This is a genomic window from Streptomyces sp. NPDC001093 (assembly GCF_040298985.1).
Taxonomy (GTDB): domain Bacteria; phylum Actinomycetota; class Actinomycetes; order Streptomycetales; family Streptomycetaceae; genus Streptomyces.
Genome location: NZ_JBEPBF010000020.1, coordinates 65,332 through 91,588, shown reverse-complemented (window position 1 = coordinate 91,588; position 26,257 = coordinate 65,332). Strand labels below are relative to the sequence as shown.

24 protein-coding genes and 1 pseudogene are annotated in these 26,257 nt (G+C 70.6%); 11 read left to right on the top strand and 14 right to left on the bottom strand.

From position 1 onward, the window contains the following. Window positions 1-165: 165 nt before the first annotated feature. Window positions 166-1,395 carry a threonine ammonia-lyase gene (gene ilvA, locus ABT288_RS13275; protein ID WP_351606174.1) on the bottom strand — a complete coding sequence of 410 codons (1,230 nt, stop codon included), beginning with the start codon at window positions 1,393-1,395 and terminating at the stop codon, window positions 166-168. Window positions 1,396-1,539: 144 nt separating this feature from the next. Here ilvA and ABT288_RS13270 point away from each other — a divergent pair, with 144 nt between their 5' ends. From ABT288_RS13270 to ABT288_RS13260, 3 genes are all read left to right on the top strand, one after another. Beyond that, entirely contained in the window at window positions 1,540-2,064 is a 525-nt protein-coding gene (locus ABT288_RS13270) for a MarR family winged helix-turn-helix transcriptional regulator (RefSeq protein WP_351606171.1), read from the top strand. A gap of 181 nt (window positions 2,065-2,245) precedes the next feature. Further along, a complete protein-coding gene (locus ABT288_RS13265) occupies window positions 2,246-2,749 on the top strand; it encodes a sigma factor-like helix-turn-helix DNA-binding protein (protein ID WP_351606169.1) in 504 nt (167 codons plus the stop codon). A 130-nt stretch (window positions 2,750-2,879) separates the two neighbouring features. Continuing rightward, on the top strand, window positions 2,880-3,128 hold the full coding sequence (locus tag ABT288_RS13260) for a hypothetical protein (protein WP_351606166.1): 249 nt from the start codon (window positions 2,880-2,882) through the stop codon (window positions 3,126-3,128). 355 nt (window positions 3,129-3,483) lie between these two features. On the opposite strand, the gene ABT288_RS13255 is transcribed toward ABT288_RS13260, so the two are convergent. Further along, the gene (locus tag ABT288_RS13255; protein WP_351606163.1) at window positions 3,484-4,638 is read right to left on the bottom strand and encodes a cystathionine gamma-synthase; all 1,155 of its coding nucleotides are present in this window, start codon (window positions 4,636-4,638) and stop codon (window positions 3,484-3,486) included. A gap of 144 nt (window positions 4,639-4,782) precedes the next feature. On the opposite strand from ABT288_RS13255, the gene ABT288_RS13250 reads away from it, so the two are divergent. The 3 genes and pseudogenes from ABT288_RS13250 to ABT288_RS13240 all read left to right on the top strand — a co-directional run bounded on the left by ABT288_RS13250 (window position 4,783) and on the right by ABT288_RS13240 (window position 6,892). Then, window positions 4,783-5,901, top strand: coding sequence for a hypothetical protein (locus ABT288_RS13250; RefSeq protein WP_351606161.1), 1,119 nt, complete (start codon window positions 4,783-4,785; stop codon window positions 5,899-5,901). A gap of 259 nt (window positions 5,902-6,160) precedes the next feature. Next, a pseudogene (locus tag ABT288_RS13245) lies at window positions 6,161-6,313 on the top strand (DUF4291 family protein); the annotation flags it as partial. Between the two features lie 18 nt (window positions 6,314-6,331). Further along, a complete protein-coding gene (locus ABT288_RS13240) occupies window positions 6,332-6,892 on the top strand; it encodes a recombinase family protein (RefSeq protein WP_351606158.1) in 561 nt (186 codons plus the stop codon). On the opposite strand, the gene ABT288_RS13235 is transcribed toward ABT288_RS13240, so the two are convergent. The 4 genes from ABT288_RS13235 to ABT288_RS13220 form a co-directional block, all read right to left on the bottom strand. Then, window positions 6,887-7,279: a hypothetical protein gene (locus tag ABT288_RS13235; RefSeq protein ID WP_351606155.1), complete on the bottom strand. Its 393-nt coding sequence runs from the start codon at window positions 7,277-7,279 to the stop codon at window positions 6,887-6,889. The two genes, ABT288_RS13240 and ABT288_RS13235, sit on opposite strands and share 6 nt — an antisense overlap. A 121-nt stretch (window positions 7,280-7,400) precedes the next feature. Then, window positions 7,401-8,645 (bottom strand): WXG100 family type VII secretion target, encoded by a 1,245-nt coding sequence (locus ABT288_RS13230; RefSeq protein WP_351606152.1) that lies wholly within the window; start codon window positions 8,643-8,645, stop codon window positions 7,401-7,403. A 44-nt stretch (window positions 8,646-8,689) separates the two neighbouring features. Continuing rightward, window positions 8,690-8,992, bottom strand: a complete 303-nt coding sequence (locus ABT288_RS13225) for a DUF6317 family protein (RefSeq protein ID WP_351606150.1) — start codon at window positions 8,990-8,992, stop codon at window positions 8,690-8,692. Then, window positions 8,992-9,504 carry an SAV_915 family protein gene (locus ABT288_RS13220; protein WP_351606147.1) on the bottom strand — a complete coding sequence of 171 codons (513 nt, stop codon included), beginning with the start codon at window positions 9,502-9,504 and terminating at the stop codon, window positions 8,992-8,994. The genes ABT288_RS13225 and ABT288_RS13220 overlap by 1 nt, the downstream gene beginning before the upstream one ends. 197 nt (window positions 9,505-9,701) lie before the next feature. Between ABT288_RS13220 and ABT288_RS13215 the strand changes: the two genes are divergently transcribed. The 3 genes from ABT288_RS13215 (at window position 9,702) to ABT288_RS13205 (ending at window position 13,762) form a co-directional block, all read left to right on the top strand. After that, window positions 9,702-10,229 (top strand): DUF4291 domain-containing protein, encoded by a 528-nt coding sequence (locus tag ABT288_RS13215; protein ID WP_502972750.1) that lies wholly within the window; start codon window positions 9,702-9,704, stop codon window positions 10,227-10,229. A 189-nt stretch (window positions 10,230-10,418) separates the two neighbouring features. Beyond that, on the top strand, window positions 10,419-12,854 hold the full coding sequence (locus ABT288_RS13210; protein WP_351606141.1) for a SpoIIE family protein phosphatase: 2,436 nt from the start codon (window positions 10,419-10,421) through the stop codon (window positions 12,852-12,854). A 191-nt stretch (window positions 12,855-13,045) separates the two neighbouring features. Beyond that, window positions 13,046-13,762 carry a type 1 glutamine amidotransferase family protein gene (locus ABT288_RS13205; RefSeq protein WP_351606138.1) on the top strand — a complete coding sequence of 239 codons (717 nt, stop codon included), beginning with the start codon at window positions 13,046-13,048 and terminating at the stop codon, window positions 13,760-13,762. Window positions 13,763-13,836: 74 nt separating this feature from the next. Here the strand turns inward: ABT288_RS13205 and ABT288_RS13200 are convergent, their stop codons facing one another. After that, window positions 13,837-14,877: an NAD(P)-dependent alcohol dehydrogenase gene (locus ABT288_RS13200; protein ID WP_351606136.1), complete on the bottom strand. Its 1,041-nt coding sequence runs from the start codon at window positions 14,875-14,877 to the stop codon at window positions 13,837-13,839. Between the two features lie 169 nt (window positions 14,878-15,046). On the opposite strand from ABT288_RS13200, the gene ABT288_RS13195 reads away from it, so the two are divergent. Further along, on the top strand, window positions 15,047-15,940 hold the full coding sequence (locus ABT288_RS13195) for a helix-turn-helix domain-containing protein (protein WP_351606133.1): 894 nt from the start codon (window positions 15,047-15,049) through the stop codon (window positions 15,938-15,940). Between the two features lie 97 nt (window positions 15,941-16,037). On the opposite strand, the gene ABT288_RS13190 is transcribed toward ABT288_RS13195, so the two are convergent. From ABT288_RS13190 to ABT288_RS13170, 5 genes are all read right to left on the bottom strand, one after another. Continuing rightward, window positions 16,038-19,283 carry a S8 family peptidase gene (locus ABT288_RS13190; RefSeq protein ID WP_351606130.1) on the bottom strand — a complete coding sequence of 1,082 codons (3,246 nt, stop codon included), beginning with the start codon at window positions 19,281-19,283 and terminating at the stop codon, window positions 16,038-16,040. 282 nt (window positions 19,284-19,565) lie between these two features. Further along, window positions 19,566-20,249: an ABC transporter ATP-binding protein gene (locus ABT288_RS13185; protein ID WP_351606127.1), complete on the bottom strand. Its 684-nt coding sequence runs from the start codon at window positions 20,247-20,249 to the stop codon at window positions 19,566-19,568. Between the two features lie 56 nt (window positions 20,250-20,305). Then, the gene (locus ABT288_RS13180; RefSeq protein WP_351606125.1) at window positions 20,306-21,760 is read right to left on the bottom strand and encodes an ABC transporter permease; all 1,455 of its coding nucleotides are present in this window, start codon (window positions 21,758-21,760) and stop codon (window positions 20,306-20,308) included. Window positions 21,761-21,893: 133 nt separating this feature from the next. Then, complete coding sequence (locus tag ABT288_RS13175) at window positions 21,894-23,135, bottom strand: L,D-transpeptidase (protein WP_351606123.1); 1,242 nt, start codon at window positions 23,133-23,135, stop codon at window positions 21,894-21,896. 214 nt (window positions 23,136-23,349) lie between these two features. Next, window positions 23,350-23,697, bottom strand: coding sequence for a hypothetical protein (locus ABT288_RS13170; RefSeq protein WP_351606120.1), 348 nt, complete (start codon window positions 23,695-23,697; stop codon window positions 23,350-23,352). Window positions 23,698-23,806: 109 nt separating this feature from the next. Between ABT288_RS13170 and ABT288_RS13165 the strand changes: the two genes are divergently transcribed. Then, window positions 23,807-24,142 (top strand): LPXTG cell wall anchor domain-containing protein, encoded by a 336-nt coding sequence (locus tag ABT288_RS13165; RefSeq protein WP_351606117.1) that lies wholly within the window; start codon window positions 23,807-23,809, stop codon window positions 24,140-24,142. Between the two features lie 51 nt (window positions 24,143-24,193). Here ABT288_RS13165 and ABT288_RS13160 read toward each other — a convergent pair whose 3' ends face one another. Then, entirely contained in the window at window positions 24,194-24,439 is a 246-nt protein-coding gene (locus tag ABT288_RS13160) for a hypothetical protein (protein WP_351606114.1), read from the bottom strand. Window positions 24,440-24,702: 263 nt separating this feature from the next. Beyond that, window positions 24,703-26,241: a histidine ammonia-lyase gene (hutH, locus tag ABT288_RS13155; RefSeq protein ID WP_351606215.1), complete on the bottom strand. Its 1,539-nt coding sequence runs from the start codon at window positions 26,239-26,241 to the stop codon at window positions 24,703-24,705. Between the last annotated feature and the right edge of the window lie 16 nt (window positions 26,242-26,257).

Here is a 26,257-nt window from a genome sequence, read left to right as displayed (position 1 = left end):
GGTTGCCTCGAAAAGGCTAGGTTTGCGCGTTCGGATGCGCCTGCGGTTTTTCCGAATACGAGCGGTGACCCGCAGCCGCCACGACACACCATAACGCGATGTATCGCGTTTCTCAATGGACTTCACCTGAACGGATGGCGAAGGGGCAGAACGGCGGCCGGACCCTCAGTCGATGACGGTGTAACCCGCGTCCCGCAGGGCCTGGCCGACCTCGGCGCAGTGCGCCGGGCCCTTCGTCTCGAGGTGCAGCTCCACCTCCGCCTCCGTGAGCCCGAGCCGGGGGTCGGTTCGAACGTGGCTCACGTCGAGGACATTAGCGTCGACCACTGACAACACCCCGAGGAGCGTGGCGAGGGCGCCCGGACGGTCCGTCAGCCGGAGCCGAACGGCCAGGTAGCGGCCCTGCGCGGCCATGCCGTGCCGCAGCACGCGCTGCAACAGCACCGGGTCCACGTTCCCGCCGGAGAGCACCGCGACGACCGGTCCCTCGAAGGTGTCCGGCGCGGCCAGCAGCGCCGCGACCGGGCTCGCCCCGGCCGGCTCCACGACCAGCTTGGCCCGCTCCAGGCACAGCAGCAGCGCGGCCGACAGCTGGTCCTCGCCGACCGTGCGCACCTCGTCGACCAGATCCCTGACGATCCCGAACGGCACCAGTCCCGGCCGGCCCACCTTGATGCCGTCGGCCATCGTCGCCGGGTTCCGCACCGACACCGGGTGCCCGGCGGCCAGCGAGGGCGGGTAGGCCGCCGCGCCCTCCGCCTGCACGCCGACGATCGTGACGTCCGGCCGGATGGCCTTCACCGCGACCGCGATCCCGGCCGCGAGCCCGCCGCCGCCGATACCGACGACGACCGTGCGGACCTCCGGGCACTGCTCCAGGATCTCCAGGCCGACCGTGCCCTGACCGGCGATGATGTCCGGGTGGTCGAAGGGGTGGATGAACACCGCCCCCGTCTCGGCCGCGTACTCCTCGGCGGCGGCCAGCGTCTCGTCGACCACCTGGCCGTGCAGTCGCACCTCGGCGCCGTAGTCCCGGGTCGCGCTGATCTTGGGCAGCGGGGCGCCATTCGGCATGAACACCGTGGAGTGCACACCGAGCAGCGAGGAGGCCAGCGCCACGCCCTGCGCGTGGTTCCCGGCGCTCGCGGCCACCACACCCGCCGCCCGCTCCTCCGGCAGCAGTCCGGAGATCCGCACATAGGCGCCGCGCAGCTTGAACGAGCCGGTCCGCTGCAGGTTCTCGCACTTCAGATGCACCGGCGCGCCGACCAGCTGGGACAGGTGCCGGCTGCCCTCCATCGCGGTGACTCGTGCCACGCCAGAGAGCATCTTCTGGGCGCCGCGAACATCGTCGAGGGTGACGGAACGCAAGGAGTCAGCCGTGCGGTAGCTCATGACTCCAGCATCGCAGTTCACGGTCGTACACGACGGTTGTGACCAAGCTCCGAGACCGGTTTGCGCAGCGCCGGTACGGCCCGCCGCCGGGCCGCGTACCCTGTCCCCCAACCCAGCAGCCCTTCATGAAGCGAGCCTCCGGCCATGCCCACAACACCCGAATTGTCGATGGACATGACGACCGTCGGTGACACCGGTCTTCTCGACACCCTTCAGCACGAGGTGGCGGTGTTCGCCCGCCGTGCCGAACAGACGCGGCTCGGCGGGGTCGGGCAGGTGCGCAACTCCATGGACCGCGCGGCGTATCTGCTGCTCAACCGCCTCGACAAGGAAGGCCCGATGGGCGTCAAGGCGCTCGCCGCGAGCATGGGCATCGACTCCTCCACGGTCACCCGACAGGTGGCTCCGCTGGTCGACACCGGGCTCGTCAAACGCACCTCGCACCCCGAGGACGGGCGGGCGGTGGTCCTTCAGCTGTCCCCGCGCGGGGTCGCCCGGCTGGAGGAGGTGCGCTCCTCCAGGCGTCAGCTGATGGCCGAGCTGACGCAGGACTGGGCCCCGGAGGAACGCGAGCAGTTCTGCACGCTCCTGACCCGGTTCAACCGCGCGCTGTCCGCGCGGATGACGGTGCAGGGGACCGCGCCGGTGGAGCAGCCGCCGGTGTCCTGAGGGCGGACGCCGGCCGCGGGCAGCCCGGCGCGGGCACGCGCCGGTCGGGCGCCGGAGTCCGGCCGGTCGGTGCCGGAGTCTTGACCCCGGGCCGCCGCTGGCCTCATATGAGACCGGGTCCTGCGTCGTACGCGGTTCACCTGTCCCGTACCGGACAGGGCCCCCTCTAGGGGGAGGCGCGGTGCGTGATCGGCAGGTGTCCCGAGGGGCCCGCCGGGCCCGGGAGTTCGAGGCGTTCGTCGCGGGTGCGGCCGGACGTCTGCTGCATACCGCCACGTTGCTGACCGCGGAGGCGGCGAACGCCAACCCACGCGCGCGGCGCCTGCTGACGCTCGCGCTGGCCCACACCTACGCGCGCTGGGACCGGCTGCACGGCGAGGATCCGTACGACTGCGCCCGCCAGTTCCTCGCCACCCGCTTCGCACGCGCAACCTGGCACCAGTACGGCGCCTTCGGCCGTGCCCGCCCGGACCCGGACGGACCGCTCGCCGCACTCAGCCCGCAGGAGCGGCTGATCCTGGTGCTGCGCTTCTACGAAGGCGTCGCCGAGGAGCAGGCAGCGGCCCTCCTCGGACTACCACGGGAGCGCGTCCACACCATCTGCGACCGTGCGACAGCCACTCTGCTCCACCCGGCAGGCCGCCCCGCACCACGGACGGCGGGCAGGAAGGTGGCGCCTTCATGAGGGCGTGGGGAGTGAACGGCGCAGGCGGTGCCGAGGGCGTGGGGAGTGTGCGGGGCGGCGGGAACGCCGTGCGTGGGGGCGGCCCCTGTAGCGGGCCGGCAGCTGGAACCCGGCGCGTCGGGAGGGCGGTGTGAACCGGCCCGAACGGGAGGCCGCCGCGCGGCAGATCATGGAGCGGGCCCCGGCACCGGTGCCGCCGGAGCTGTGTGCGGAGGCGGTGCGCCGCGGTGAACGCCTGCTGCGGCGCAGGCAGCTCGTCCGCCGGGTGCTGTGGCTGCTGGCCTGCGCCGCGGTCGTCGCGTTCAGCGTGTGGGCGGCCCGAGTGCACCCGTGGACGCAGCCGCCCTCCCAGACGACCCCGCCGATCACCGGCTGGTGAGCCGCCGGTCGATGACGCCAATGGCCTCTATGGCCTCTGCGGCCTCTACAGGCTCTACGGCGGCCTCTGCGGCCTCTATGACGCCTATGGCCTCTACGCCGTCGATGGCCGTTGCCGGTACGGCCGCAGGCCGACGGGCGTCACGGCCCACCCGTGCGGCGGCCGGCACCACGTCCGCCCCCGGAGGTCCGGCCCAGTGGCGACCGCCGGCGGACACCGGCGATCGGACACCGGCGATCGGACACCGGGCCCGCCGGGGGTGACCGTCGGGGTGGCGCGGGCGGAGCCGCACATCGATACGGCCCCGCGCCTCCCCGTGTGGCCCGGCCCCGCCCCGCGGCAGGCGTCCGCTCCGTCAGCCCAGCGCCTGCTGGAGGTCGGTCAGCAGGTCGTCGACGTTCTCGATACCCACGGACAGGCGTACCAGGTCGCCGGGGACCTCCAGCGCGGAGCCGGCCGCGGACGCGTGCGTCATCCGGCCGGGGTGCTCGATGAGCGACTCGACACCGCCGAGGGACTCGCCGAGGGTGAACACCTTCGCGCGGTTGCACACCTCGACGGCGGCCTCCTCGCCGCCCTCGACGCGGAAGGACACCATGCCGCCGAACGCCTTCATCTGCTTCGCGGCGACCTCGTGGCCGGGGTGCTCGGGCAGGCCCGGGTAGAGCACGCTGGTCACGCGCGCGTGCCGGGTCAGCATGTCGGCGATCTTCGTGGCGTTCTCGCTGTGCCGGTCCATCCGCACCGCGAGGGTCTTGGTGCCGCGCAGCACCAGCCAGGAGTCGAAGGGGCCGGCCACGGCACCCATCGCGTTCTGGTGGTAGGCGAGCTCCTCGCCGAGTCCCTGGTCGGAGACGATCAGCGCGCCGCCGACCACGTCCGAGTGGCCGCCCATGTACTTGGTCAGCGAGTGGACGACGACGTCCGCGCCGAGCGACAGCGGCTGCTGGAGGTAGGGCGTGGCGAAGGTGTTGTCGACGACGAGCTTCGCGCCCGCGTCGTGCGCGACCTGAGCGACGGCGGCGATGTCGGTGATGCCGAGCAGCGGGTTGGAGGGGGTCTCGACCCAGACGGCCTTGGTCTTCGGGGTGATCGCGGCCCGTACGGCGGCCGGGTCGCTGGTGTCCGCGACGGACCACTCCACGCCCCAGCGGGTGACGACCTTGGCGAAGAGGCGGAAGGTGCCGCCGTAGGCGTCGTTCGGGATCACCACGTGGTCACCGGGGCTGAGCAGCGTGCGCAGCAGGGTGTCCTCGGCCGCCAGGCCGGACGCGAAGGCGAGGCCGCGGCGGCCGCCCTCCAGCGCGGCGAGGTTCTCCTCGAGGGCGGTGCGGGTGGGGTTGGCGCTGCGGCTGTACTCGTAGCCGCCGCGCAGTCCGCCGACGCCGTCCTGCTTGTAGGTCGAGACCTGGTAGATCGGCGGGACGACCGCGCCGGTGAGGGGATCCGCGGTGTTGCCCGCGTGGATCGCGAGGGTCTCGAAGTGCTGACTGATGTGCCTGTCGCTCATGTGCACCGAGCGTAATGCGCCTCACCGGGTCCTGACGCCCGCAGAGCCAACCGGCGCGCTGTCCTGTCATGAACGTGACCCGAGTTTTCCACAGCCCCGCGGCGGGGTTGGCCATTTGTCGGCGGCGTCTGGTTCGCTTGGGGCATGGCGATTCTCTGGCTGGTCATGGCGCTGCTCATGCTGAGCTTCGTGCTGCTCCCGTTCATGCGGCGCAGGCGCGGGATGATCGAGCAGGTGCCCCCGGGACACCCGGACGCCGCCGACCCGGCTGCCTACGGCTTCGTGCGCCAGGAGGAGCTGGATGTGCGCATGCCCGGTGCGGACCAGGACCTGCTGGAGGTCCTGGAGTTGGTGCAGCGCACACAGGACTATCGCGCGGCCTCCCAGCTGCTGGCCGGCACCGAGACCGAGGGCGAGCTGCGCTGGCAGCGGGTGCAGGCGTTCGCGGGCGCGGCCGCGCTGGAGCTGCAGCAGCGGCCCGGCGGGGTGCACGAGACGCCGGGCGGCCAGTGGCTGCGGGTGTGGCGGGCCGAGCAGCCCAAGGACGCGGGCTGCGCCGCCGTCTACGCGGAGTTCCTGGTGCAGCAGGCCTGGCGGACGTCGACGCCGGGCACGGGCGACTTCCGGATCATCATGGAGGAGGCCCGGGACGCATGCGCCCAGGCGGGCCTGCTGGCCCCCGGCGACCCGGTGCCGTACATCGTCGAGCTGTCCATCGCGCGTGGACTCGCCTATTCCCAGGCCGAGTTCGACCAGCTGTGGCTGAAGATCCTCGACCGCGCCCCGCATCACATGGGCGCCCATCTGGCCGCGCTGCACCACTGGTGCGAGAAGTGGCACGGCTCGCGCGAGCAGGCGTACGCCTTCGCCGAGGCCGCCGCGACCCGCGCCCCGCAGGGCTCGCTGCTCGCCGCGCTGCCCCTGTTCGCGGTCTTCGAGCACCTCCCCGAGGTCAACCTCGTGGCGAGCTTCTACCAGAGCGAGGTCGTCACCAAGGCGATGCACGGCGCCCTGCACGCGGTGCACTCGGCCCGCCCCGACGACCCCGTGCTCGCGCACGTCCGCCATCTGCTGGTCTTCTTCCTGGTCCGCGCCGAGCGCTGGCAGGAGGCCATGCACCAGCTGATACACGTCGACGGGCACATCGGGGCGCTGCCCTGGACACTGTCCGCCGACCCGGCGGCCGAGTTCGCCCTCTACCGCGCCCTCGCGGTGGCGGGTTACGAGGCCAACGGCGGCAGCCCGGCCGCCCTCCCCGGCTGACCCATCGCCCCCGGCCGCCGCGCGGATCGCCGGACGCGACCGCGTGAACCCGACCCACGAGAAGGTCCGCGCGGGCCTGCCCAGCCACGCGGAGGGGATCCTCCCGGGCGGGTACCGCGGACCGGACGGGACGGTGGTCAAGCCGCGTACCGGTGTCGTCGCACGCGGCCCGCGGTCGAGGCGTCCTTCCGGGGCAGGGAGAAGCCCGCCTTCGAAAATGAATGGCTGACAGGGTTCCACCGGCCGCACGCTGTAGGCCATACAAGAACCACAACGCAGGATCCGCGCATTGCACACGGCATCCACGATCACCGCCTATCAGGCATACGCCCCGGAGATCGGCCTGCCCGCGGCTCGCCACGGCCACTTCCCCGCGGGGTGGAAGCGGGACCGTATGACGTGGATCAAGCCGCGCTCATAACCTTTTTCCATGGCCGAAGACGACAGGAACCAGCAGACGGACGCCCGGTTACGGCGAGCCCTCCGGGCCAGGCAGGCAGCCGGCACGCAGAGGGCGAAGAAGCACCGGTCCGACTGGACGGGAGAGTCAGCGGCGATCTACTGCCGTATCTCCCACGTGAACGACGACGACCAGACCGGCGTGGAGCGCCAGGAGCGCATCTGCCGTGATGTGGCCGAGCGTCTCGGACTCATCGTCGCCGAAGATCAAGTCTTCGTGGACAACAACCGCTCGGCATGGCAGCGGAAGCGCAAACGGCCGGGGTGGGACGCGCTTCTCACCGAGGCCAGCAAGGGCCGTGTCCGGCACGCCCTCACCTACCACCCGGACCGGCTGATGCGACAGCCGCGCGATCTCGAAGAGCTGTTGCAGATCGCCGACGATCACGACATCACGCTGCACGGCCAGGCGAACCGGCGCGATCTCGCGGACCCCGATGACCGCGTCTTCCTGCGCATCAAGCCACTGCGTCGCAGGAGCCTCAGTCCGACACTGCGGCGCCACGGAGGCCAGTGGTTTGTCTCGTCATGATCCGGACGAGTGCTTCTCCACCCATCGGCGGGCGCCGACTTCGGCGGCGGATTCGCGGACCGTGAGCACAGCAAGGAACTCGCCGACGGTGTACGCGATCAATGCGGGAAGGACAGGCGCTGCGAGCAGGACGAGACCGCGGCCGGCGAAGGTCAGCCCCACGTTGCGGCGAGCCCGGTCGCGTTTGGCCTGGCGACTCTGATCGGGTGTAGGCGGGTTCAAGAGGGCCTCGTGGTGCCGACGCCGCTGAGCCAGCCAACCCCAGACAACGGTCACGCAGGATGCGGCCGCCAACACCAGGTTCCACACGTAGCGCACGGTTGCCGACGTCCCGCTGAGGAATCCCACATAAATGCCCAGCAAGCACCAGTAGGCAAACGCCAGCACGGCTAGCCAGAGAATCCCTGTGAGTGTCCGGCGCAACCAGTAGCGGGGACCGCGTTCGTACCACGTGGTCCCGAGTCCCGGAAGCGAGGGGACACGGACGGAGGGCGCGGGTACGGGGGCCTCAGAAGATGCTCTTGAAACCATGCCAGACGCCCTTTCCGAAACTCTTGACGTCGTTCCCATATCGTTTGACGTCGCCCCACGTGTCCGACCCGACGTTGGCGGTGCCGTGCAAGATACCGCCGACCACGCCGTGATCGTGGATGTCCTCACTCCAGTGCTCGTGAAACGCGTGATCAAGGACGCTGCTCGCGCCGACGACGAGCCCAGTGCCCACCAGACAGACGCCGACGGCACCCTCGACCGGCAGTGCCGCCGTGATGCCCGCACCGATGGCCAGACCCCCGAGCGCCGCACCGCCGTCGACGACGACGGCGTGCTGCCAGGACCAGCCCCTGTCATGGTCGTCCTTCGCCTCCAGCAGACCGCAGGCGCCTGCCGCGGCGACGTCGAGTACCGGGACTTCTTTCAGGAAGTCCGGGAGTTTCTCGACGCCCTCCCCGAGACGCAACGCATGCGCTGCGTCGACCATCTTGATGTTCAGCGCGCGGTCGTACGGCAGCTTGTCTCCGCCGTGGTCGGCGGCCAGGATGTCGTCCTCCAGCGCTTTGACCTTGCTCACCGCGTCGCGATAGGCGCTCTTGGCAGGGAGATCATCGGGCATTTTGCGGCCCTGTTGCTGGTACGTCCTGCGTTCAGCTTTGAGTTCTTTCTTGGCGGCCCGTTCCTCGGCCTTGGCGGCGTCGATCTTGTCGCGGGCCTTCTTGCCGTCAACCCGGGTGTCCTCCGCAGCGGAGGCGTACAGGCCGCGCAGGAAGTCCGCGATGGTGACCTTGTCACCCGGGAGTACCGACGAAGACTTCTTCTTCGTGACCTGCAGGTACAACCCTCGCAACTTGTCCGCTGCCACCAGCCGGGCATGCTGCGCCGTGTGCTGGATCTCGGTACAGGCCGCCTCGTACTCCTTCAGCGCGGCCGCCGTCTTGGGGTCGGAGGTGACGATCGGTGGGACGACGCCCTTGTCGGCCATCGGAAGGCCCTGGGACGTGGCGACGTGCTCGGCGTTCTTCAGGGCGGTGTCACAGGTGGAAAGGGCGTCGGCGAGGTCACCGAGTATCTTGCCCGCGTCGTGCACGAGAGTGGCGAAGGCGCCGGCCGTGATCGCGTCAGCGGTCCACTGCGCGCGGAAGGTACCCGCCGCTTCGCCCTTCCAGCTCGCGTCGGTGGCCAGCTTGTCGACGACCTGGGTCAGCGGCTTGACCACGCCGTCCAGCTTGTCCTTGGCGTTCTTGTACGTGTCGGACATCGTGCGCAGCGTGCCAATGTCCCCGCCGACCCAACTGTCGCCCATCAGCCTTTCTCCAGGTCCAGGTCATCGAACAGCCCACGCACGTCGATGTCGTGCCGGTGGAAGGAGTCCCTCGCGTATCCGACCTTGTCCCCGTGCTCGTCCAACTTGTCCGCCAGGCCGAGGTGCAGCCCGATGATGAGGTCGGCGACCTCCTTGATCGCGTGGTCCAGTCCCGGATCGCCACCGCTGCCTATGGGCGGCGCCACGTCGGAGTGCAACTTGCGCCAGTCGGTGGCCTGGTCGTGAAACGTCTTCGCCATCGTGGTGAGGTCGTCCAGGATCACCTTGAAGCCGGCCGACATCAGCGGACCTCCTGCGCATAGGCGGCCAGATCCTCCGGCTGCCAGTTGCGTTGGCCCTGAGCGACCCGCGGATCGAGGAGGACGGTGACGCCCTGCTGCCGCATACCCTCGGCGAGCGGACCGATCGAGGCCGCGGCCCACGGCTGCGAATCACCGAGTGCCTCTACCAGCTTCTCCAGCGAGGTGAAAGCGAAGGCCACCGTGCCGCTCGCGGGGTGCTCGAAGAGCTCGTAGACGATGAACGGCACGCGAGCGAGACGGCCTGTCACGCCCGTCGTCACCACGGACCTGGGATGCGCCGGCACGAACACCGGCGTGTGATAAGCGGGAACGCCGGGTTTCGGGCCCGGCCGGTGTTCCGCCTCAGGCCGTAGGGACGGCGCCGCTTCGACGCAGTCCAGCAGACGCGAACGCCTCGGCTCAGTACCCGGTTCCGAGAGGGCGGCCGAATCCGGATGTGCGTCCTCCGGCTCGAAATAGTCGAACAGGCGCGAACGTATCGGCGCCCCCACCGCCGTCACCTCTTCCCCGTGATACCCCGTGGCTGCCTGGACCCGGCCACAGTAGCCAGCGGGCGATGGGGCAAATTATCCAATGTCGGGCAGTAGCGGGGGCATACACGGGATCCATACAGTCGTTTGATCGCCTGCTGACCTTGCTTTGACCCGCAGGTGAACCGGCCGGGGAGGAGGTCCAAGAGAGCGAGCGGATACATCCGCCCAGGTGTTGCCCAGCCTCAGGACATTCCGAGGGCGCGGAAATGGTCTGTGAGCGAGGCTCGACCTGGATCAAGCCGTCGTTCCTGTGGATGATGTACCGCTGCGGCTGGGGCACGAAGCCGGGGCAGGAGACCGTGCTCGCTGTCGAGATCACCCGTGACGGCTTCGAGTGGGCGCTGCGCAACACGTGCCTGTCGAGTTACGACCGTGGGCTGCATCCCGACCGCGGCACCTGGCAACGCCGGCTGAAGCGTTCACCGGCCCGTGTCCAGTGGGACCCCGAACGCGATCTGCACCTGCAGCCGCTGCCCTGCCGCTCGCTGCAACTCGGGCTCTCCGGTGAGGCCGTGGAGCGTTACGCGGACGAGTGGACGATCTCCATCAGCGACGTGAATCCGCTCGCTCACGAGATCCACGCACACGTCAGCAGCGGCGACCTGGACTCCGCGACCCGGCTGCGGCCCGAAGAGCTGCCGTACCCCGCCGAGGACGCGCTACTGGCCCACCTGCGCCCGTGACCGTACGCACTCGCCCGGAAGCCGACTGCCACCAGGGGTGGGGGCCTCCTGTCCGGCGGGTTTCGCTCCGGCACCGGAGCAGTGGCCGAACCGACCTGAGGTCGGCCCGGCCGGCCCGAGGGGGACGGGAGAGTCGCGGACGGAGACCGCCGGGAGGAACATCGGAGTCACGGAGGCAAGGTGGTGGCTATGGGGACGCCGTCGATGCATTTCAGCGAGAGTCCTGAGGATCCTTTCGCTTTCGGGCGTGGCGCCGCGGCTGTGCTCGACGATCAGGGCACCGTGGTCGGCTGGGGTGCACGCGCACAGGAACTGCTCGGCTATCCGGCCAAGGAAGTGATCGGACGGGCGTGGCAGGACCTCCTGATCGACAGCCGTGACCTGCCGCTCGCGCGGTCCGTCGCCGTGGACGCCGTGAAGGCGGGGGGATGGTTCGGGGTCCTGCCCGTCCGGCACCGCGACGGACGCCGCCTGGAGATGGGTTTCCGGGCCCGTGCGGTCACCCGCGAGGGGGGCGGTCAGGAGTGGCTCCTGGTGGGTGCTCCTGCCGCCGAGGTCATCGCCTGGCAGCGGGACCGTGCGCTGCTGGACGGCCTGTACCGCCGGTCGCCGATCGGTCTGGTCACGTACGGCCCCGACAGGAGAGTGATCAGGGTCAACCGTGCGGTCGAGAAGGCGAGCGGCGTCCCGGCCGAGGCGCCGGTAGGCCACCGCCCCCGTGAATTCATGGTCGACGAGGACGCGGGTCCGGCCGATGAACGGGTACGGCACGTCCTGGAGACCGGCGAGCCTTTGATCTTCACGGAGCAGTCGGCCCGGGCACGCCACGAGCCGGGCCGGGAACGGATCGTGTCCGTCTCGGCGTTCCGGATGGAGGACCCCTCGGGCCGGGTTCTCGGCGTGGCCGAGACGATCGAGGACGTGACCGACCGCCACCGGGCGCAGCGCAGACTCGCTCTGCTGAACCAGGCGAGCGCCCGGATCGGAAACTCGCTGGACGTGGCACAGACCGCTCGGGAACTGGCCGAGGTGGCCGTACAGGGCCTGGCCGACTACTGCTCGGTGGACCTCCTCAAGTGCGTGACACTGGGTGACGAACCCGTTCCCGGCACCGCGGGTCCGTTGCTCCGGACCGCCCTCTCACCACGGGAAGACCGCGTCCCGTTCCGGGAGGGCGATGTGGTACCGCTGCTGCCGGATTCCGCGCAGGCGCGGTGCCTGGCCGAGCGTCGCCCGATTCTCGAAGGGCGGCTGTGCCTGCGCCCCGAGTGGTACGCCATGGACCGGCGGCGGATCGAGCTCGCCCTGGGGCTCGGCGTTCATTCGCTGATCGCGGTGCCCCTGGTCGCGCGCGGCCTGGTACTGGGCGTGGTGAGCCTGTGGCGGTCGCGCAATTCGGAGCCTTTCGAGGACGATGATGCGGCGGTGGCCCAGGAGCTTTCCTCGCGTGCCGCCGTCTGCATCGACAACGCGCGCCGCTTCACCCAGCAGCAGAACACCGCCCTGACGCTTCAGCGCAGTCTGCTGCCGAGCACGCTGTCCGACCTGCCGGCCGTGGAGGTGGCCTGCCGCTACCTCCCGGCAAGCGGTGAACCGGGGCTCGGGGGTGACTGGTTCGACGTGATCCCGTTGTCCGGGGCCCGGGTCGCCCTCGTCGTCGGGGACGTGGTCGGTCACGGGATCCACGCCGCGGCCTCGATGGGCCGGCTGCGCGCCGCCGCGCGCACCCTGGCCAGTCTCGACCTGGAACCGGACGAGGTGGTGGCGCGGCTGGACGATCTGGTCAGTCTGCTGGCCGCCGAGCTGGAGGCGAACGCGGACGGCAACCCGTCGGCGATCGAGCAGGTGCTCGGGGCGACCTGCCTCTACGCCGTCTACGATCCGGTCTCCCAGCGCTGCTCCCTGGCACGGGCCGGTCACCCGGCGCCGGTCGTGTCCACCCCGGACGGCGAGGTGACCGTGCTCGATCCGCCCCCAGGGCCGCCGCTGGGCCTGGGCGGACTGCCGTTCGAAACGTACGAGCTGGACCTCCCCGAGGGGAGCCTGCTCACGCTCTACACCAACGGCCTCCTGGAGTCGGGCAGCGGCGACGTGGACACCGCGCTGGAGAACCTGCGCGCCTGTCTCACCAGCACCACGGAACCTCTGGACCACGCCTGCCAGGCCGTGGTCGAAGCGCTGCTGCCCAAGGGCCATCTGCCCACCGACGACGTCGCGTTGCTCATCGCCCGTACCCGCGTGCTGCGGCCGGAGAACGTCGCCTCGTGGCAGCTGCCGCTGGAGGCGACCTCGGCCGCCCGCGCCAGGGAGCTGACCACGGCGAAACTCGCCGAATGGGGTCTGACCGAACTGGCCTTCACCACGGAGCTGGTCGCCAGCGAGCTCGTCACGAACACCTACCGCTACGCGGCCGGCCCCGTCACCCTGCGCCTCATCCGTACGCACTGCCTGACCTGCGAGGTGTCCGACACCAGCCACACTTCCCCCCACCTGCGACGGGCCCTCAGCACGGACGAGGGCGGACGCGGGCTCTTCCTGGTCGCGCAGCTCACGGAGCGGTGGGGCACCCGCTACACCCACGACGGCAAGACCGTCTGGACGGAGCAGTCTCTGCCGCCCGCATGACGCGCGGCCGAGGTCACACGAGGTCACACAGGGGGGAGCGCGAAGACGTTTCCCGCGGTGCAGGCGACGATGCGATTGCCTCCGTCGGCCAGTTCCCCTGTGCCTCGGGGCAGAGCGGGGCGGGCGGGCCGGGAAGGCAGGCCGGGTAATTCCGGCGACGGGGGCGGGCCCTCCCCCGTAGCTTCTTTCCGGTGAGCACATTTCTGATCGGTGGCGGGTGGGACACGGCCGAGGTGTACGAGCCCTTCGTCCGTGCTGTCGGAGGGGACCGGCGCATCGGGTGTCTGATCGTCGACGAGGGCGACGGGGCGGCACAGTTCGAGCGGTATGCCGAGGTGCTGCGGAAGGCGGGGCCGGCCGCGCCCGTGCCCTTGCTCGTACCGCTCGGCGGCCGGTTCGAGCCCGAGGCGGCGTTGCGGGGGGTCGACGGGCTGCTGGTGTGCGGTGGGCTGACGCCCGCGTACCAGGAGGCGCTCGGGGGCTGTCCGGAACGGCTGCCGGCGCTGCTCGCCGGGCGTGGGATGCCGTACGCCGGGTTCTCCGCCGGTGCCGCCGTCGCCGCGCGGCGGGCCGTGGTCGGCGGGTGGCTGGCGGACGGGGTGCCGGTGTGCCCGGAGGAGACCGGGGAGGACCTGGCGGAGGTCGAGGTGCGGGCGGGGCTCGGGCTGGTGCCGTTCGCGGTGGACGTCCACGCCGCCCAGTGGGGGACGCTCGCGCGGCTGATCGCGGTGGTCGGGCGGGGCGCGGCGCCGTACGGGGTCGCGGTGGACGAGAACACCCTGCTCCACGTGGTGGGCGGCGAGGTCCGGGTGGCGGGGCTGGGTCGCGCCCATGTCGTCCGGCCGGGCGCGGACGGGGGTGTGCTCGTGCGGGACCACCGTGCGGGAGAGTGCTTCTCGATCAGCTAGGACCGGGGTCGGGGCGCTTCCCTGCGCCGGCACGGCACCGGGAAGCACCCCGTTGAGCGCCCCGGGCGGGCCCGTCAGATGGTCGCCGTGTCGATCACGAAGCGGTAGCGGACGTCGCTCGCCAGCACCCGCTCGTACGCCTCGTTGATCTCGTCCGCGCCGATCAGCTCGATCTCGGCGCCCAACCCGTGCGCGGCGCAGAAGTCGAGCATCTCCTGGGTCTCGGCGATGCCGCCGATCATCGACCCGGCGAGGGTCTTGCGGCCACCGATCACCGAGAACAGGTTCAGGGCGACGGGCTCCTCGGGCGCACCCACGTTGACCAGCGCGCCGTCCACCTTCAGCAGCGACAGCAGCGCACCGAAGTCCATCGGTGCCGAGACGGTGGAGACGATCAGGTCGAAGGTGCCGGCCAGCTCCTCGAAGGTCTTCGGGTCGCTGGTGGCGTGGTAGTGGTCGGCGCCCAGCTTCAGGCCGTCGTCCTTCTTGCGCAGGGACTGCGAGAGGACGGTCACCTCGGCGCCCATCGCGTGCGCGATCTTGACGGCCATGTGGCCCAGGCCGCCCAGTCCGACCACGGCGACCTTCTTGCCGGGGCCCGCGTTCCAGTGCCTGAGCGGCGAGTAGGTGGTGATGCCCGCGCAGAGCAGCGGGGCGGCCACGTCCAGCGACAGGCCGTCGGGGATGCGTACGACGTAGTTCTCGTCGACGACGATCTTCTCGGAGTAGCCGCCGTAGGTGGGCTTGCCGTCCTTGCCGACGGCGTTGTACGTGCCGACCATGCCCTTGAGGCAGAACTGCTCCAGGCCCTTGAGACAGTTCTCGCACTCACGGCAGGAGTCGACCATGCAGCCAACGCCCACCCGGTCGCCGACGGCGAACCTGGTCACGCCGGGGCCGACCTCGCGGACCACGCCCGCGATCTCGTGGCCGGGCACCATCGGGAAGATGGCCTCGCCCCAGCCCTCGCGGGCCTGGTGGATGTCGGAGTGGCAGATACCGGCGAACTTGATGTCGATCAGGACGTCGAACTCGCCGACCTCGCGCCGCTCGATGGTCGTCCGCTCCAGCGGGGCCTTCGCGGCGGGCGCGGCGTACGCAGCAACAGTGGTCATGCCGGGGTTCTCCTAGCAGGGTTTCCGTGCCCGGTTGCCTTCCGACCGGGTACGGCCCCAGCCTGCCGCGATGCGGGCCGGCCACCCAGGCCACGCCTTTGCGTACGACCGCTGTGCCTACCACTGGCGGGGTCAGGTTCCTGTGCGTACGACGATGAATACTGGACGTATGGACAACCAGCCCCTGCCCTCGTCCCCGCCGCTGGACCGGCGTGCCGAGCTGAGCGAGTTCCTGCGCAGCCGGCGGGCCCGGCTGAAGCCGGAGGACGTGGGGCTGCCCGACTTCGGCCGGCACCGCCGGGTGCCGGGGCTGCGCCGCGAGGAGCTGGCGCAGCTGGCCGGGGTGTCGGTGGCGTACTACACCCGGCTGGAACAGGGCAACGGGCGCAACGTCTCGGCGGAGGTCCTGGGCTCGATCGCCCGGGCGCTCAGGCTGTCGGACGCCGAGCACGCGCATCTGACGCATCTGGCCAAGCCGAAGTCGCACAAGAAGAAGCCGGCGGCGCGGCAGCAGCAGGTCCGCGTCGCGCTGCGGCAGCTGCTGGACACGATGGACGGCGTACCGGCGTACGTCGTGGGGCGCCGCTCGGAGATCCTCGCCTGGAACCGGATGGCGGCGGCCGTCTTCGGTGACTGGGGGGAACTGCCGGCGGCCGAGCGCAACTGGGCCCGTCTGGTGTTCCTGCGCCCGGACTACCGTGAGCTGTTCGTCGACTGGGAGCAGAAGGCGATCGACATCGTCTGCGCCCTGCGCATGGACGCGGGCTGCCACCCGGACGACCCGAGGCTGTCGGCGCTCGTCGGTGAACTGTCCGTCAAGAGCGAGGAGTTCCGCCGTCTGTGGGCGACGCACGACGTCAAGGAGAAGAGCCATGGCGTCAAGCACCTGCACCACCCGCTGGTCGGCGACCTCGCCCTGAACTTCGAGTCCTTCCGCCTGACGGGCGACGCGGAACAGTCCCTGATCACCTATCACGCCGAGCCGGGCTCCGCGTCCGCCGACTCCCTGCGTCTGCTGGCCAGCTGGGGCACGGACGCGACCCGCGCGGTGCCGTCGGCGTAGGCCTTCGTACGGCGCGTTCGTGCGGCGCCTTCACGGACGGAGGGGCACCCGGAGCCTTGCTCCGGGTGCCCCTCGCTCGTTCAGCGGGCGCTGCGGCTCACTTGCCGAAGCAGGCGTCGTAGACGGTGATCTCCGACGTGTTGCCCTGCTTGTCGGTGATCACGGAGCGGAAGGAGAGGGACTTGCCCTTCGCGGGGTTCTTCACGGTGATCCCGCCGCCTCGGACGTCGGCCTTCGTGAAGGTCTTGCCGTCGTAGGAGACGTACACCGCGAGGGACTTCAGGTTGCCGCCCGCGGCCGAGCCCTCGACGGTGACCGGGAAGGTGACCGTCCGGCCGGCCGGGACCCGGCTGTCCAGGTCGGTCGTGGCGCCGTAGTGCAGGACGGAGGCCGGGAGCTTCACGGCGGTGCCGGACACGTTCCTGGAGCGGAAGGTCCAGGCCGCGTCGATCCGCGAGGAGGCCTGGGCGACCCGCGCCGAGCGCCTGACCGAGGTGGTCAGCCTGTACGCGCCATCGCCGGCCGGGACCTTGAAGGTCCCGTCGCCGAACAGCGGGTCGGCGTTGGAGCCGACCTCGGTGCCGTCGCGGTACAGGGTCGTGTTCACCGAGGTGAACTCCGAGTACCCGGCGTGCCTGCCGGAGTCGGCGAACAGCGGCAGTGAGCCGTAGATCTCGTTGCCGCTGCGGAACAGCCCGAGGTCCTTGTCGACGTGCGGGCCGAAGACCGCGGTGTTGACCGTCCTGCTGTAACTGTGGCCGGCCTTGAAGGTGGACTGGCCGAGCGTGTAGCCGGCTTCCTGGATCGGGAAGCCGTCCTGGTCGCGCCCGCCGTACTGGCTGAAGTCCAGGTCCCACAGGACCCCGCCGCCCGCTGACACGTGCAGGGTGCGGGTGCCGGGCAGCTTCTGCGGGATGTCGATGGAGGAGGCGCCGGAGCTGCCGGGCAGCCAGCCGACGGGGCTGATCGAGCCGGTCTTGCCGGGCGCGGCGGCGCCGAGCCGGGCCTTGACGGTGGCCAGCTCACTCGCCCTGTAGTGCCTGGTGTAGCCGGTGGCGAGCTGTGTGACCGGGCCGCCGGAGGTGACGTCGTACTCCTCGCTCGACCCCTTGGTCCAGTGACCGTCCCACTGCTGGAACAGCCGGCCGGCGGGCAGCCGCGGGCCCAGGTGGGCGGTGCGGAAGTTGTCGTACGAGTCCAGGAACCAGTTGTAGCCGAACTCGCTGTCGCCGACCGTGAGGGAGTACCCCGGCGCGGCGAACTGCGACTTCACGCCCGAGGCCGGGACGGTGATGTCCACGGGCCTGGCCCTGCGCGCGTCGATCGTGACGGTCTGCTTCTTGGAGACGGTCAGCTTCGGCTGGGCGATCCAGTCGGTGCCCTTGGTGCCGTCCTTGTCCACGAAGACGGCGGAGTTCAGGATGTACGTGCCCTTGGGCGCGCGCACCTTCACCGTGCCGGAGGGGTCGTACGGGCTCACGTGCGTGCCGCTGGCCAGACCGCCCACACCGCTGAGGTCGGCGTTGTAGAACTTCGCCGGCTTGCCGTCGCGGCCGATGACCTTCAGCGTGATGTCGTACGACTCCACCTCGCGCTGCACCGCGGCGGCCGTGCGGACCGTCTGGCCGGCGCCGGTCGCGGTCACGTAGGCGGAGTAGGCGCCGTCGAGGGTGCCGCCGAGCCTGGTGTCGGCGGTGAGGCCGACGGAGGCCTTGCCGTGCGCGGGGACCGTGAGCCTGGTCGCGCCGAGCCGGAAGAAGCCCGAGGGGGCCGTGTGGCCCTTGGGGTCGAGGGCGGTGCTGCTGAGGGAGAGCGTGACGTCCTTGTCGCCGAGGTTGCGGTAGGTCACCTTCTTGGTGACGGGCTTGTCGTCGGTGTGCGGCCACTGCTGCAGCCCGAAGTTCACCGAGACCGGGTCGGCGATCACGGACTGGCCGATGGCCTTGTCCACCGCGATACGGCCCGAACCCTGCTGGTAGGGCGTGTAGTTGCCGCCCTTGGCGGAGCCGGTGAGCGCGCCCTTCAGCTCGGCGTAGCCCCAGTCGGGGTGCTCCTGCTTCAGGATCGCGGCGGCGCCCGCGACGTGCGGGGTGGCCATCGAGGTGCCGGAGAGGGTCAGGTAGCCCTCGGGCTTCTCGCCGACCTCCTGGTCGAGGACGCTGCCCTTGGCCGCGGCGGCGGTGATGTCCACGCCGGGCGCGGTGACGTCGGGCTTGATGGCGTAGTCGCCGAGGCGCGGGCCGGTGGAGGAGAAGTCGGCGAGTTTGTCCTTCTTGTCGACGGCGCCGACGGTGAGCGCGGCGTCCGCGCTGCCCGGCGAACTGATCGACTGCGGGCCGTCGTTGCCGGCGGCGATCGCGAACAGGATGCCCTTGGTGGCGGAGAGCTTGTCGACCTCGGCCTCGAGCGGGTCGATGCCGGGGCTGTCGTAGCCGCCGAGGCTGAGGTTGACGACGGAGGCGCCCTGCGCGGCCGCCCACTCCATGCCGGCCAGGATGCCGGAGTCGTCCCCGGAGCCGGTGTCGTCCAGGACCTTGCCGTTGAGGATCTCGGCGTCCGGGGCGACTCCCTTGTACTTGCCGCCGGACTTGGCGCCGGTGCCCGCCACGATGGAGGCGACGTGGGTGCCGTGCCCGTAGTGGTCGGTGGCGTCGGCGGCGCCGGAGAAGTTCCTGGACGCGATCACCTGGTCCTTGAGGTCCGGGTGGCGGGTGTCCACACCGGTGTCCAGGACGGCGACCTTCACGCCCTTGCCGGTGTACCCGGCCTTCCAGGCGACCGGGGCGCCGATCTGCGGCACGGACGTGTCGAGGGAGGCCTTGCGGACGCCGTCGAGCCAGACGTGCGCGATGCCGGCGGCGGTGTCGTCCCCGTGGGTGACGGCGTGCCACAGCCCGGCGGTGTCCTTGACCGGCGCCTGTACGGCGTCGGCGTCGAGGGCGCTGAGGCTGCGGCGCAGACGGCCCGCGTCCCGGACGTCCGCCCGGGCGGCCCGGGCGGCCCCGGAGCCGGTGTAGGCGACGATGACCTTCAGACCGTCCTTCTGGGCCCGGCGGGTCGCCGCCTTGTTCAGCTCCGTGACGTCGAACAGGCGCTGGTCCAGCTTGCCGGAGGCCACCAGGCGGGCCGCGTCGACCGGGACGACCAGCGTGTGGCCCTCGGTCCTGCGGACCTGGACGGGTATGTGCTCGCGGCCCCTGGCCCGCTGCAGGCCGACGATGCGGCCCTTGGCGTCGAGGGCGACGCGGTCTCCGGTGATGAGCGTGACATGGCTCTTCGCGGTGAGCGCGGAGGCGGCGGTCGGCGTGCGCTCCGCGGGCTTCGCCGACGCCGGGCTGGTCATACCCGCTGCGAGGGCGACGACTGCGGCCGGGGCGACACCGGCCGCAGCAGCTCTTTTCACTTGTCTGCGCAAGTTCTCCCCCTGGAGATGGAGTACCGGGCGGCGAATTCCCCGTTCGCCCGGCCGGGGGTGGTCTCGTACGTGCACACCTCGGTACGCACGTCGAACCCCCCGGGTCACGCAGTATGCCGGGGGGTGATCAGACGTCTCAATGGATGAGAGGACGGTAAGAAAGAGCGACGGAAAACTGTTACGTCGCGGGCGGATCGCTGTAACAAAGCGTCAGGCGCCGGCGTTCTCCCTTACCGTGATCTTTCCCTTGCGGATGGTGGCCACTCGCGGGGCCTTCTTCGCGATCGCGGAGTCGTGGGTGACCATGATGAAGGTCAACCCGTGCTCCTTCCACAGGCGTTCGAGTACGTCCATGATCTCGTCGCGCATGCCCTCGTCGAGGTTGCCGGTCGGTTCGTCGGCGAGCAGCACCTTGGGCTTCTTCACCACGGCCCGGGCGATGGCGACGCGCTGCTGCTGTCCTCCGGACATCTCGCCGGGGAGGTGGGAGAGGCGTTCGCCGAGACCCACGGACTTCAGTGCGTCGGCGGCGAGTTCGCGGCGCTCCCTGACCTTGATGCCGAGCGGGACGAGGGCCGTCTCGACGTTCTCCTGGGCGGTGAGGGTGGGGATGAGGTTGAAGGACTGGAAGACGAAGCCGATGTTCTCGCTGCGGACCCTTGTCAGCCGGGCTTCACTGAGCTTGGCCAGGTCGATGCCGTCCAGGACGACTTCGCCGGAGGTGGGGCGGTCGAGGCCGCCGAGCATCTGCAGGAGGGTGGATTTTCCGCCACCGGTGGGGCCTTGGATGACGAGCCGGTCGCCGTCGGAGACGGCGAGGTCGACTCCGTCGAGGGCGTGGACGGTGTCCTTGCCCCTTGTATAGCGCTTGGTCACATTGGTCAGTTCGTACATGGTGGCTCCTGGGGAGGGTTCGGGGGGCTTCGGGTGCGCTGCGCGGTGGGCCTCGGCTACTCGACCCGGCGCAGCGCGTCCGCCGGGCGGAGCCTGGACGCGCGCCAGCCGCCGAAGGCACCGGCGATGAGACCGCCGGCCACCGCCAGGACCACCGCCAGCGCGATCGTCGTGACGCTGACCGGGGCCGTCAGGGCGACCTCCAGGGACTTGGCCGCCTGGCGGCCGGGGCCCCCGAAGCCGCCACCACCGGGCCCGCCGCCGAAGCCGCCGCCACCGCTGTCGCCGCCCAACTGGGCCTGCAGCGTCGGGCTGGCGGCCGTGACCGCGTACGCGCCCGCGAGGCCCAGGGCGATGCCGAGGGCGCCGCCGACCAGGCCGTTGACGACGGCCTCGCCGACCACCTGCCGGGTCACCCGGCCCGACTTCCAGCCGAGCGCCTTCAGCGTGCCGAACTCGCGGACGCGCCGGGAGACCGCGGAGGAGGTCAGCAGGCCCGCGACCAGGAACGCGGCCACCAGCACCGCGATGGACAGCCACGTACCGACCTTGGTGGCGAGGGAGGAGGCGGTGGACAGCGAACCGGAGACGGTCTTCGCCAGGTCGGAGGAGGTGGTGACGGTCGTACCGGAGACGTTCTTCTGGATGGCGCTCTTGACCTGGTCGATCTTCTGGGAGTCGGTCGCCTTGACGTAGATCGTGGTGACCTTGTCCTTCTCCCCGGCGAGGGTCTGCGCCTGCTTCAGCGGGACGTACAGGTCGGCCGCCGAGTCGCCGCTGTTCGCGGTGGCGATGCCGATGACCGTGAACGTGGTGCCGCTGATGGTGACGGTGGAGCCGACCTTGTACTTCTTGGTCTTGGCGTACGCCGAGTCCGCCACGGCCACCTTGGCGTCGGTCTCGGTGGACTTGAAGGTACGGCCGCCGGTGATCTTCGAGGAGGTCAGCGGGCCGAGCCCGATGTGGGTGACGTCGGTGCCGTAGACCGTGTACTGGTTGATGTTGAAGTCGGCGCCGCCGCCCTTGACCTCACCCTGCGGCTGCCCGCCCTCGCCGCCGCCCTGGAAGCCACCGCTGCCGCCGCTCTGCCGGAACTGGCCGCGGGTGAAGGAGCCGTCGACGCGGAAGACGTTGAGGCTGAGCCCGCCGACGGCCTGCGAGACGCCCTTCTGGCCCGCCACCTCGTCGACGGTGGTGGAGGCCAGGGTGGTGAAGCCCTGCACCCGGACCCGGTCGCTGCTCTGGGACGACTTGTCGTCGTTGTTCCGGGCGTCGAAGCGGAAGCGGGGCTGCCCGGAGCTGTCCGCGGTCGGTGTGGCCGCCTTGGTGACGGTCATGTCCGTACCCAGGCCGTACAGCGACTGCAGGACCTTGTCCTGGGCCTTCCCCATGCCGCTGGACACGGAGTTGACGACGATGACCAGCGCGATGCCCAGCGCGAGGCCGGAGGCGACGACGAGGGCCGCCTTTCTGCGGCGGCGCAGTTCGCGCCTCAGGTAGGTGAAGAACATGGCCGCAAGCTAGGGGCGGACCGTGACGGCGCCCTAAGCCCGGCATAAGAGATGCATGAGAAGGCCTGTGGCCGGGCCCGCAAACACCGGTGCCGCCCCTGGGGGCGGCACCGGAGAAGCTGTGGACGGGTCGTCAGACCGCCGAACCGGCCTTCCACTGGGCCCAGTCCATGTTCCAGCCGTTGAGGCCGTTGTCCGGGGCGACCGTCTTGTCGCCGGTGTTCTGGACGACGACCACGTCACCGATCAGGGAGTGGCTGTAGAACCAGGCGGCCGGGGTGTTCGCGTCGCCGGCGCCCTTGACGTCCTGCAGGCCGACGCAGCCGTGGCTGGTGTTGACGCTGCCGAAGACGGAGGGCGCACCCCAGTAGTTGCCGTGGATGAAGGTGCCGGAGTTGGTCAGGCGCATGGCGTGCGGCACGTCCTTGATGTCGTACTCGCCCTTGCCGTCGGAGTCCTTGAAGCCGACCGTCGCGCCGTTCATGCGGGTCTGCTTGAACTTCTCCGAGATCACCATCTGGCCCTGGTAGGTGGTGTGCTCGGGGGCGCCGGCGGAGATCGGGATGGTCTTGACGACCTTGCCGTCCTGCGTGACCTTCATCTGCTTGGTCTTCGCGTCGACGTAGGAGACCTGGTTGCGGCCGATGTGGAAGGTGACCGTCTTCTGCTGGACGCCGGTCAGGCCGGGCGCGCCCTGGACGCCGTCGAGGGCGAGCTTCAGGGTGACGGTGGAGCCTTCCTTCCAGTACTGCTCCGGGCGGCAGTCCATGCGGTTGGCGTTGAACCAGTGGCAGGCGACCTCCTGGCCGCTGCTGGAGGTGACCGTGACGCCCTTCTGCACGGCCGCCTTGTTGGTGATCGCCTTGTCGAAGTTGATCGAGACCGGCATGCCGACGCCGACCGTGGCGCCGTCGTCCGGGGTGAAGGTGCCGATGAAGCTGTTGGCCGGGGAGACGGTGGTGAAGGACGCGTTCTCGTTGGCTATGCGGCCCTGGGCGTCCTTGGCCTCCGCGGCGACCTTGTAGGTGGTGGAGCGCTGCAGCTGGGCGGTGGGCTTCCAGCTCGTCCTGTCGGCGGAGAGCTGACCGGCGACGGCCTTGCCGTCCTGGGTGGTCATGGTGACGCCGGTGAGGGTGCCCTTGGTGACGGTGACGGTGGCGGAGTTGTTGATCGACGCGTTGTTCGAGCCGTCCTTCGGCGTGATCGTGATCTGCGCCTGCGAGGACTTCTTCGCCGCCGCCGCGTCGGCCTGGGCCTGGGAGGACTGGTCGGACGACTTGGTCTTGCCGCCGCCGGAACAGCCCGTGAGGGCCAGGACACCGCCGAGCAGTGCGGACGCGGCCATCAGGCCCTTGCGCCGCTTACTGTCCGTCATCACACGCTTCTCCATCGTTGCCGAGTCGCCAGAAACCCCTAGAGCCCCCGTAAGAACCCTCAACGCTACGGCCGTACCGTCCCGTTCCGGATCCAGTGGATCTGTGGGGCACACCACGTCCGCGGCGTGGTGCGGGAGTCGGTCCGTGCGTCCCCTGAGACGACGAAACCCCGGACGGCGGTTGCCGTCCGGGGTCAGGAGTGCCCCGTGACGCTCAGCCGATGCCGTCCTCTTCTTCTTCGTCGTCGCCCCCATCTTCCTCGTCCAGGTCCCAGTCCGGCGAGTCCGGGTCGTAGTCGATCCGCTCACTCGACCAGGACGCCTGCTGGAGCTCCACCCCGGGCACCTCGCCGACCAGGTCGAACGGGTCCACGAGATACGCCAGGGCCTCCGCGGTGTCTTCCGTCACAGCGCCCTCGGCCTGGGTCCGCTCCGCCTCCGGCAGCTCCGGGTCCGCGGCGAGCCGGCGCAGCGCGGCCTTGGTGACCTCGTCCTCGTCCTGCACCTCGAGGACCAGCTCCACCCGAAGCCGTACAAAACGTGATGTCTCTTCAGCGTTCATGGCGCGAGCGTACGACTGAAACCTCCCGTGACTTTCCTGTGACCCGCCACTTTCACTAACATCGCTGCCCACGGCCAATTCGCCAGCGTCACAAGGGGATCGATATTCCGTGTCATCCGCTCGCCGTCCGCTGCTGACCGCCACCGCCGCGGGCACTCTGCTGTGCGCACTGTGGTTCGTCCCGTCCGCGAACGCCTCGCAGGACTCCTCGGCGGACTCGGCGGCGAGAGCGAGTACGGAAACCTCCGCCGCGCACCTGACCCAGCAGGCCAGGGCGGTGTCGCAGGCGACCGCCGAGACCGCGCGGGAGGCGGCGGACGACACCGAACTCGCCGACACCGGAAGCATCGACACCACGCCGTACGTCGTCGGCGGCACCCTCTTCCTCGGCGTCGGTGCCGGCTTCGTGATGTATTCGGTGCGCCGCGAACGCCTGGGCTTTTAATCGCCGTTGACGATCCTTTGACGTTTCCCTCATGGTGCGCCCATGAAGAGATCATCGGGCGTGCGGCTGTGCGCCGCGGCAGCTGTCGGCGCGCTGTCGTTCGCCCTTGTCACGGGCTGCTCGGGCGGGGATGCATCCGGCGGGGAAGAAGCTGATCATCGCCGAGGGCGAGGTGCCCGGGTTCAAGGTGGCGGCGGTGCCGGCCACCCGGGCCAGGGCCATCACCACCGGCAGCGCCTCCTGCCGGCCGCCGGCCCGTGTGATGAGCGGGCTCCCGCCGGCCGACGCGGCGGCCAAGCCGACCTCCCTGGACGACCTCGACGAGGGGAAGTTCGAGGAGACGATGCACAAGTCGCTGGACCGCGACATCACCACGGTCACCCTGGCCTCGTACGACGGAAGACCCTGTCGGTCTATGTCACGACGAACCTGGGCGCCATCATGGCCAGGAAGGCGTACACCGTGTCGCCCGAGGTCGTCACCGCGCAGCAGGCCAAGCTGAAGTGACACAACACCAGGGACCCTGCACACGGCAGGGTCCCTGGTGTTGTGCGGAGACGTTACTGCAGCGGGCCGGTGACGGCCTCCACCGCGGTGACGAGGTGACCGCCGCGCACGAACGCGTCGGCGGCGGCCAGGTCGGGCGCCAGGAACCGGTCCGGGCCCGGGCCCTGCACACCGGCGGCGCGCACGGCCTCGATCACGGCCTGGGAGGCGGGCGCCGGGGTGAGGCCCTCGCGCAGCTCTATGGCGCGGGTGGCCGCGTACAGCTCGACGGCGATGATCCGGGTGAGGTTGCCGACCGCGGTGCGCAGCTTGCGCGCGGCGGACCAGCCCATGGACACGTGGTCCTCCTGCATGGCGGAGGACGGGATGGAGTCCGCGGAGGCCGGTACGGCGAGCCGCTTCATCTCGCTGACGAGCGCGGCCTGCGTGTACTGGGCGATCATCAGCCCGGAGTCGACTCCGGCGTCGTCGGCGAGGAACGGCGGCAGACCGTGGCTGCGGTTCTTGTCCAGCAGCCGGTCGGTGCGGCGCTCGGCGATGGAGCCGAGGTCGGCCGCCGCGATGGCGAGGAAGTCCAGGACGTAGGCCACGGGCGCGCCGTGGAAGTTGCCGTTGGACTCCACACGGCCGTCGGGCAGCACGACCGGGTTGTCGACCGCGGAGGCCAGCTCCCGCTCGGCGACCAGCCGGGCGTGCGCCATGGTGTCGCGCCCGGCACCGGCGACCTGCGGGGCACAGCGCACGGAGTAGGCGTCCTGGACGCGCGGGGCGTCGTCCTGGTGGTGCCCGGTGAGCTGCGAACCCTTCAGCACCGCCAGCATGTTGGCGGCGGAGGCGCCCTGCCCCGGGTGCGGGCGGATCGCGTGCAGCTCGGGCGCCAGCACCTTGTCGGTGCCGAGCAGCGCCTCCAGGCTGAGGGCGGCGGTGACGTCGGCGGACTTGTAGAGGGTGTCGAGGTCGGCGAGGGCCATGACCAGCATGCCGAGCATGCCGTCGGTGCCGTTGAGGAGGGCCAGGCCCTCCTTCTCGCGCAGCTCGACCGGCTTGATCCCGTGCTCGGCGAGCAGCTCACCGGCGGGGGCGACGGTGCCGTCGGGCCCCTCCGCGTCCCCCTCGCCCATGAGGGTCAGGGCGCAGTGGGACAGCGGGGCCAGGTCGCCGGAGCAGCCGAGGGAGCCGTACTCGTGCACGACCGGGGTGATCCCGGCGTTGAGCACGTCCGCCATGGTCTGCGCGACCTCGGGCCGGACGCCGGTGTGCCCGGAGCAGACGGTCTTCAGCCGCAGGAACATCAGGGCCCGTACGACCTCGCGCTCGACCCGCGGGCCCATGCCGGCGGCGTGCGAGCGGACGATGTTGCGCTGCAGCTGGGCGCGCAGTTCCTGGCTGATGTGCCGGGTCGCCAGGGCGCCGAAGCCGGTCGAGACGCCGTAGACCGGGTCCGGCTTGGCCGCCAGCGCGTCCACGATCTCGCGGGCCGCCGCGAGGGCCGCCACCGCTTCCGCCGACAGCTCGACGCGGGCACCGCCGCGCGCCACGGCGAGCACGTCGGACGCCGTGACACCCGACGTCCCCACCACCACAGTGTGCATATCCATATTCAGGAGC

Coding starts and splice junctions, on each gene's coding strand:
- ABT288_RS13175 (WP_351606123.1), bottom strand. CDS start 23,135: ATGACGGACAGTAAGCGGCGCAAGGGCCTGATGGCCGCGTCCGCACTG.
- ABT288_RS13225 (WP_351606150.1), bottom strand. CDS start 8,992: ATGTCGGCCGGCTTCAAGGTGATCCTGGACGACCTCACCACGATGGCG.
- ABT288_RS13180 (WP_351606125.1), bottom strand. CDS start 21,760: ATGTTCTTCACCTACCTGAGGCGCGAACTGCGCCGCCGCAGAAAGGCG.
- ABT288_RS13240 (WP_351606158.1), top strand. CDS start 6,332: ATGGCCGAAGACGACAGGAACCAGCAGACGGACGCCCGGTTACGGCGA.
- ABT288_RS13255 (WP_351606163.1), bottom strand. CDS start 4,638: ATGAGCGACAGGCACATCAGTCAGCACTTCGAGACCCTCGCGATCCAC.
- ABT288_RS13195 (WP_351606133.1), top strand. CDS start 15,047: ATGGACAACCAGCCCCTGCCCTCGTCCCCGCCGCTGGACCGGCGTGCC.
- ilvA (WP_351606174.1), bottom strand. CDS start 1,395: ATGAGCTACCGCACGGCTGACTCCTTGCGTTCCGTCACCCTCGACGAT.
- ABT288_RS13270 (WP_351606171.1), top strand. CDS start 1,540: ATGCCCACAACACCCGAATTGTCGATGGACATGACGACCGTCGGTGAC.
- ABT288_RS13250 (WP_351606161.1), top strand. CDS start 4,783: ATGGCGATTCTCTGGCTGGTCATGGCGCTGCTCATGCTGAGCTTCGTG.
- ABT288_RS13185 (WP_351606127.1), bottom strand. CDS start 20,249: ATGTACGAACTGACCAATGTGACCAAGCGCTATACAAGGGGCAAGGAC.
- ABT288_RS13190 (WP_351606130.1), bottom strand. CDS start 19,283: ATGACCAGCCCGGCGTCGGCGAAGCCCGCGGAGCGCACGCCGACCGCC.
- ABT288_RS13210 (WP_351606141.1), top strand. CDS start 10,419: ATGGGGACGCCGTCGATGCATTTCAGCGAGAGTCCTGAGGATCCTTTC.
- ABT288_RS13170 (WP_351606120.1), bottom strand. CDS start 23,697: ATGAACGCTGAAGAGACATCACGTTTTGTACGGCTTCGGGTGGAGCTG.
- hutH (WP_351606215.1), bottom strand. CDS start 26,241: ATGCACACTGTGGTGGTGGGGACGTCGGGTGTCACGGCGTCCGACGTG.
- ABT288_RS13230 (WP_351606152.1), bottom strand. CDS start 8,645: ATGTCCGACACGTACAAGAACGCCAAGGACAAGCTGGACGGCGTGGTC.
- ABT288_RS13200 (WP_351606136.1), bottom strand. CDS start 14,877: ATGACCACTGTTGCTGCGTACGCCGCGCCCGCCGCGAAGGCCCCGCTG.